Annotated in this window: 6 protein-coding genes; 5 read left to right on the forward strand and 1 reads right to left on the reverse strand. The window is 41.6% G+C overall.

The genetic code is table 11. The annotated features are described in order from the left end of the window. Positions 1-1,407, reverse strand: a 1,407-nt coding sequence (locus L647_RS0102250; protein WP_024609751.1) for a glycoside hydrolase family 2, incomplete at its 3' end; no start/stop codon positions are given. A 112-nt stretch (positions 1,408-1,519) separates the two neighbouring features. Between L647_RS0102250 and L647_RS0102255 the strand changes: the two genes are divergently transcribed. The 5 genes from L647_RS0102255 to L647_RS0102275 all read left to right on the forward strand — a co-directional run. Beyond that, positions 1,520-2,338 carry an AraC family transcriptional regulator gene (locus L647_RS0102255; RefSeq protein WP_024609752.1) on the forward strand — a complete coding sequence of 273 codons (819 nt, stop codon included), beginning with the start codon at positions 1,520-1,522 and terminating at the stop codon, positions 2,336-2,338. A gap of 73 nt (positions 2,339-2,411) precedes the next feature. Next, a complete protein-coding gene (locus tag L647_RS0102260; RefSeq protein WP_024609753.1) occupies positions 2,412-2,720 on the forward strand; it encodes a hypothetical protein in 309 nt (102 codons plus the stop codon). Positions 2,721-2,881: 161 nt separating this feature from the next. Continuing rightward, positions 2,882-4,135, forward strand: a complete 1,254-nt coding sequence (locus L647_RS0102265; protein WP_024609754.1) for a TolC family protein — start codon at positions 2,882-2,884, stop codon at positions 4,133-4,135. After that, on the forward strand, positions 4,132-5,388 hold the full coding sequence (locus L647_RS0102270; protein WP_024609755.1) for an efflux RND transporter periplasmic adaptor subunit: 1,257 nt from the start codon (positions 4,132-4,134) through the stop codon (positions 5,386-5,388). The genes L647_RS0102265 and L647_RS0102270 overlap by 4 nt, the downstream gene beginning before the upstream one ends. Continuing rightward, on the forward strand, positions 5,381-6,672 hold a 1,292-nt coding region (locus tag L647_RS0102275), incomplete at its 3' end, for an efflux RND transporter permease subunit (protein ID WP_024609756.1). The genes L647_RS0102270 and L647_RS0102275, both read left to right, overlap by 8 nt.

Below are 6,672 nucleotides of genomic sequence, written 5' to 3' on the forward strand. Positions count from 1 at the left end.
CCAGCCGTACATGGCATCATGATTTGCGCCGTGTCCGCATTCGTTGCCCAATGACCAAATAATAATTGAGGCGTGGTTTTTATCGCGCTCAACCATTTGTGTATAACGCGACATAAATGCACCAGCCCACTGCGGATCGCTAGCTAAACGCCCCATAGGAAACATGCCATGGGTTTCTATATTTGCTTCATCAACTACGTATAAACCTAGCTCGTCACATAGTTCGTAAAAACGAGGGTGGTTAGGGTAATGAGCAGTACGCACGGCATTAAAGTTATTTTGCTTCATCAGCTTAATATCTTCAATCATATCGGCGGTAGTAACTGTATGGCCGTTTTCTGGGTGGTGTTCGTGGCGGTTAACACCGCGAATAAGTAGCGGTTTGCCGTTTAAGCAAAGCTGCCCGTTAAGCATTTCTACTTTTCTAAAGCCAATGTTATAAGCTTCAACGTCTACGGTATTGCCTTGATCATCAAGCAGACTCACAACGCAGCGGTATAAGTACGGGGTTTCGGCGGTCCATTTTTTAGGGCTTTGTATATCAATTGTTTGAAATACAACATCGCTCCAGCCACCTTTTTCATCAACACGTTTATTGTTAGTGCTTTGAATTTGTGGCTCACATAGCGCCTGTTCGCCATCAAAAACTTGCACTGCTATTTGATAGTTATTTGGCGCATTAATCGCCGTTTTTATATGTAGCGTTGCATCGCGATAGCAAGCGTCTAAATCGGGGGTTATAAACACATCACGTATTTTGTTTTGTGGTTTTGTAAGTAAGTTAACCTCGCGAAAAATACCGCTTAGCCACCACATGTCCTGATCTTCTAAATAACTGCCATCGCTCCAACGAATAACCATAACGGCAATACGGTTAGTGCCAGCAACTAACAGTTCGCTTAAATCAAACTCGCTTGGTAAGCGGCTATCTTGTGAATAACCCACCCATTGTCCGTTACACCACAGGTGAAACGCCGAGTTAACGCCTTCAAAAATAATATGATTACGCTGAGTTAGCTGACTTTCGCTTATATCAAATTCAGTACGGTAACAGCCTGTAGGGTTATCGCTTGGTACAAAAGGCGGGTTAACTGCAAATGGGTATTTAACATTACAGTAAATAGGTTTATCAAAGCCGTGTAATTGCCAGTTAGAAGGCACTGTAATGCTTTGCCAGTCGCTGTTTAGTGTTTCACTCAGCAATGACTCATCAACCGCTTCGGGTTTATCAAATAATTTAAAGTCCCACTGACCGTTTAAACTTTGTTTTTGCGATTGTGTGTTAGTACGGGCATGTTCAACGCTTTTAAAACCATTGAGTGAGCTGTGCGCTTTTACTTGATTAACTTGTACTGAAATTGGGTTTTCCCAATCGCGGCGATTAATTATGTGCTGTAAAGAAGTCATGTTTATCCTATTGCATAAGCGGGCAATTATTATGTGCTAAATATAGCTAAAAATAATCACAGGGGTTATGCTTAAAGCTCTCCTTTATTTATCCAAAACTATCATTGTAATTATGCGCTATAACATTAAAGACATACTCGATATTGGTCCGCGCTGTATAGAACGCTTTATTGATTCACCAACGCTCGCGCAAATGCCAAACCTTGAAATAGCACTTGCGGGTTGCTCAAACCTATCGGGTCGTTATTGCGTAGCACGCTCAGCACCGCTAGAACATACACTTTTTTATACACTTGCAGGGCAGGGTAAATTAACAACACAAAATGAGCAGTACACACTTAATGCCAATACACTTATTGTGCTACCAGCAAAGCAAAGCTTTGAAGTGAAAATTGATGCTGAACATTGGGATGTTATTTGGTTAAACCTTGCAAATACTAAACGTTGGCAGCATTTGAACTTAGCGCAAGCATTGGTATTAACCGAGCAAAAACTTGAGCCGTTACACCTTGCTATGGAGCTTTTATATAGCGAGCCTAATGCTAATTTACGCGAAAGCGTAACGCCTATTTTAAGTCATTACTTAAATGCTACGCTGCAAAATAACTCACAAGGTGCGGCGCATAATCGTTTAATTAGTTTGTTTGAAGAGGTAGACAAGCGCTTACAGTTTGATTGGACAATAGAGGCAATGTGCGAACATGTGCATTACTCATCGCCGCATTTACATCGTTTATGCCAAGCCCAATTTGGTAAAAGCCCTATACAACAACTTATTTATTTACGTATTGAGCGGGCTAAAAATTTATTGTTAAACACGGCTTGGCCAATTTCACATGTGGCAAGTTATGTGGGGTATTCTAATATTTTTAACTTTTCAAAGCGCTTTAAAAAGTCGGTAGGTATGTCGCCATCAATGTATAGAAAGTAGCTCGTTACTTTTTTATGCGTTTAATGTATTGTGCGTGCGTTGATAATTATATTTTTAGGTTTTATAGGTCGCAATGCGCTCAAACTACTTTTTAGTCGTGATACTCCTTGTGCTTGTACACAGCTTTATTAGCTGTGATGCGGCGGCGTATCATCTGCAAGAAGAAGTTGATCACGTTACGCATATTCATTCTCAAACAAATGCAAGCGATGAAGACGCGCAATCACCGACTGAAATTCATGCCCATCAACATTGTCATTGTGGTTACTACACCACCTTAAATCATTCAATAAGCCCTGAGCAAAGCCAAGCTACGCAACCTGCTTGCTACAAGGGTTTAAATTACCCACCCGATGTTCCGCCACCTAATTTTTATAGCTAGTTTTTAATTTTAAATACTTTGTATATTACGGCCTGCGCTTATGCGTTGTTTAGGCTCTGTTATATGCATATTTAGGTTACTTGATGCTCATTCGGTTTTGATTTTTAAATGCCAATATCGTGCTCAAGTTAACTCTGTTTGTTAAAAAACGGACACGCTATATGAATAAAAAACCAATTATGCTGGTGGCACTACTGTGCGCGCTACCTGTTTTTAGTACCTTGGCGAATGTTAAAACATTAACGCTTAAGCAGGCGCTGAGTAATACCGAACAACAAAATCCGGTATTAAAACGCTACCCCTATCATCAAAAAATATTGAGTGCGCTTAAAACCCAAGCCACACTTGCACCTAATCCTATGGTGAGTTTTGAAGCTGAAAACCTGCTAGGCACACAAAGCACTCATGGCTTACAAGGTGCGCAGTACACGCTTGCGCTGAGTCAGTTAATAGAGCTTGGTGATAAACGCCAGAACCGCGTTAATTACGCGACTGCAAATATAAAAGCGCAAACGATTCAATACCAAAATACACGCTTTGCACTTTTGGCAACAACTACTGAGCGTTATTACCAAGTACTTAAGTTTCAGGCTTTAATTGCTTTAAATAGTGAGCGTAAAAGTACTGTTAAGCAGGCGCTTAAAGCAATAGAGAAACGTGCTGAAGCGGGCGCAGTTTCACAAGCAGATGTAACACGTATGCGCTACGCAGTAAGCCAAGTAGATCTAAATACCGCAATGCTACAAAGTGAATTTGAGCGCTCGCGCTTAGCACTAAATGAGCTTTGGCAAGAGCAATTACTCGGTGATTATTATGCTGGGGATTTATCTATAGTTACTGAGCTTAAAAGTGAGCAAGCATTACTTGATGCGGTAAATACAGCACCAGACTTTGCTTTGTTACAGCAGCAATATATGCAGCAAACGGCTAACTTATCGCTACAAAAATCAAATGGGGAAAGTGATTTAACACTTAGCGGTGGTGTGCGTTATAACCAACAAACAGATGCTAGCTCGTTTGTATTTTCGTTTTCTATGCCGCTGCAATTGAGTAACTCTAACAGCGGGAATATTGAAGCTGCGCAGCATCAGCTTACATTACTTAGTGAACAACAAGGGCAATTGCGTATTCAACTTCGCCAACAAGTGCGTACACTTTATGCTTATTACAAAGGTAAAATTGCGCAAGCACAGCTGTTAACACAGCAGGCAATTCCACAGGCGCAAACGCTTATAAAGCAAAGCTTAAAGAGTTATCAGCAAGGGCAAATTTCGGTATTGCAATTACTCGACGCTCAACAAGCTTTATTTGACTCTAAACGCGCACTTATTACCACCCATAGCGAGCTTTATCAAGTGCTACTTACCCTTGAGCGTTTAACTGGCCAACCTTTAATTGAGACTCATCAATCATGAATAAAACTCTTATCGCATTATTAATTACTCAACTATTTACACTCCCATTATTAAGTAGCACTGTTATGGCGTCTGATGATCATCATGAAGAAGGTCATAAAGACGAACATGCAGAAAAAGGTCCTCATGGCGGCTTTTTATTAACTAATAACAAACTTAATTTAGAGCTTAAATTAACGCAATTTGCAGGAAATACTGAACTGCGAATATATGGTTTTGATAACAATAAAGCCGTTGATATAAAACAATTAAACGTAACTATTAATGTGCAACGTTTAAGTGAAAAACCGCAGCTTATTCGCTTTAAAGCGGAAGATGACTATTTAGTAAGTACCGTAAGTGTAAACGAGCCGCACTCATTTAAACTTGACGTTATGGCACGCTATAAAGGGGCTGAAATAAATTATCATTATGAGCAAGAAGAAGGGCGCACCACACTAAGTGAGCAAGCAATTGAGCGCGCAGGCATTAAAACTGAGACAGCAAAGAGCGGCACAGTTGAGCTAACTGATACTTTATTTGGTGTAATAGCGCCAACCGCGCACGGCACTGTTGAAGTAATGGCGCCTTACATCGGTTTAGTTAACGATATATTTGTCAGCATTGGTCAAAACGTTAAAAAAGGCGACAAGCTTGCCAGCGTAACCAACCGCGAAACACTGCAAAATTACATCATAAAAAGCCCTATAACGGGTGTTATTACTGAGCAATATTTAAAGCGCGGTGAGCTTGCCAGTAGTGCGCTAATGCAAATCGTAAATCTTGAAACCGTATGGGTTGAGTTGTCTGCTTTTCCTGAAAATATTGAAAAATTAGCTATTGGGCAAAGCGCGAAAGTGTACGACTTACACCATCATTTAAACGCGCAAGGCGAGGTGTTTTTTATCGCGCCTATGATGAGTGGCGGGCATATTGCACGCGCGCGGATTGAGCTTAAAAACCCAGACGGACATTGGCGACCAGGCATGCATGTTAATAGTGACATTAGCACTGCAAATATAAATGCGGCCGTGCGTGTAAAAGCCACTGCTGTTCAAGAGTTTAATGGCAAACCTAGTGTGTTTATTAAAAGCGGTAATGTGTTTGAAGTACGCCCTGTAAAACTCGGTGCTAAAAATAGCGAGTGGGTAGAAGTACTCGAAGGGCTTTCGCCAAACAGTGAGTACGTAACTGAGAACAGTTATGTAATTAAAGCGGATATTTTAAAAAGCGGCGCAAGCCANGCCACTCACACTAGGAGGCAGCATGATTGACTGGATAGTTTCTTTTGCGGTTAAACGCCGTATGATGGTGCTTGCGCTCACGCTTTTATTTGCAGGCTTTGGTGTATACAACACACAAAATTTAGCGGTTGATGCCGTACCCGATATAACTAATGTGCAAGTGCAAATAAATACAAAAGCACCTGGGTTTACCCCACTTGAAGCAGAGCAGCGCATTACCTATTTAATCGAAACAGTAATGGCGGGCATACCAAAGCTTGATTACACCCGTTCTATTTCGCGTTATGGGCTCTCGCAAGTAACGGTTATTTTTAACGAAGGCACCGATATTTATTGGGCGCGCCAACAAATATCAGAGCGTATTCAAAGTATTCGCTCAGACTTACCTGCCAACATTGAACCAAATTTAGGGCCAATTGCCAGCGGTTTAGGGGAGATTTTCACTTACTCGGTGCATGCAAATAAAGGCGCATTAAAAGACGATGGCACCCCATTTAGCGCAGAAGACTTACGTACTTTACAAGATTGGGTTATTCGCCCGCAGCTTTTAAAAGTAAAAGGCGTTACCGAAATTAATAGCCAAGGGGGATTTGAGCGCCAGTACCAAGTAGCGCCAATGCCCGAAAAACTACTCGCTTATAAGCTTACGCTAAGTGATGTTATTACGGCACTTAAATTAAATAATAGTAATCAAGGTGCGGGGTTTATAGAGCGCTTTGACGGGCAATATTTAGTGCGCTCACCTGGGCAATTAAAAAGTATTGATGATATAGCCAATACCGTTATTGCTAAGCGCGATGATGCACCGGTACGCATTAAAGATGTAGCAAATGTGCGTTTCGGCAAAGAGCTTAGAACCGGCGCAGCCACTTATAACGGCGAAGAAACCGTGCTCGGTACCGCAATGATGCTAATTGGTGAAAACAGCCGCGTAGTGGCAAAAGCCATGGCTGATAAACTCAAAGACGTACAGCTAAGCTTGCCTGAAGGTGTTGTGGTTGAGGCAGTTTATGACCGTACAACCCTTGTTGATAAAACCATAGAAACCGTAAAAACCAACCTATTTGAAGGTGCTGTATTAGTGGTGGTGATTTTACTGTTATTGCTGGGCAACGTAACCGGCGCGCTTATTACGGCAATGGTTATTCCACTCAGCATGCTATTTGCCATAACAGGCATGGTAGGTAATCGCGTATCGGGCAACTTAATGAGTTTGGGCGCAATCGACTTTGGCTTAATAGTTGATGGCGCTGTTATTGTGGTTGAAAACTGCCTGCGCCAATTAGGTATGGCTCAGCATAAACATGGCAGGCT

Source organism: Pseudoalteromonas sp. TB64 (assembly GCF_000498095.1).
In the GTDB taxonomy this organism is placed as follows: domain Bacteria; phylum Pseudomonadota; class Gammaproteobacteria; order Enterobacterales; family Alteromonadaceae; genus Pseudoalteromonas.

Bases quoted from the DNA above. Each gene is read 5' to 3' on its own strand.
- L647_RS0102255 (WP_024609752.1), top strand. From the start codon at position 1,520: ATGCGCTATAACATTAAAGACATACTCGATATTGGTCCGCGCTGTATA.
- L647_RS0102260 (WP_024609753.1), top strand. From the start codon at position 2,412: ATGCGCTCAAACTACTTTTTAGTCGTGATACTCCTTGTGCTTGTACAC.
- L647_RS0102265 (WP_024609754.1), top strand. From the start codon at position 2,882: ATGAATAAAAAACCAATTATGCTGGTGGCACTACTGTGCGCGCTACCT.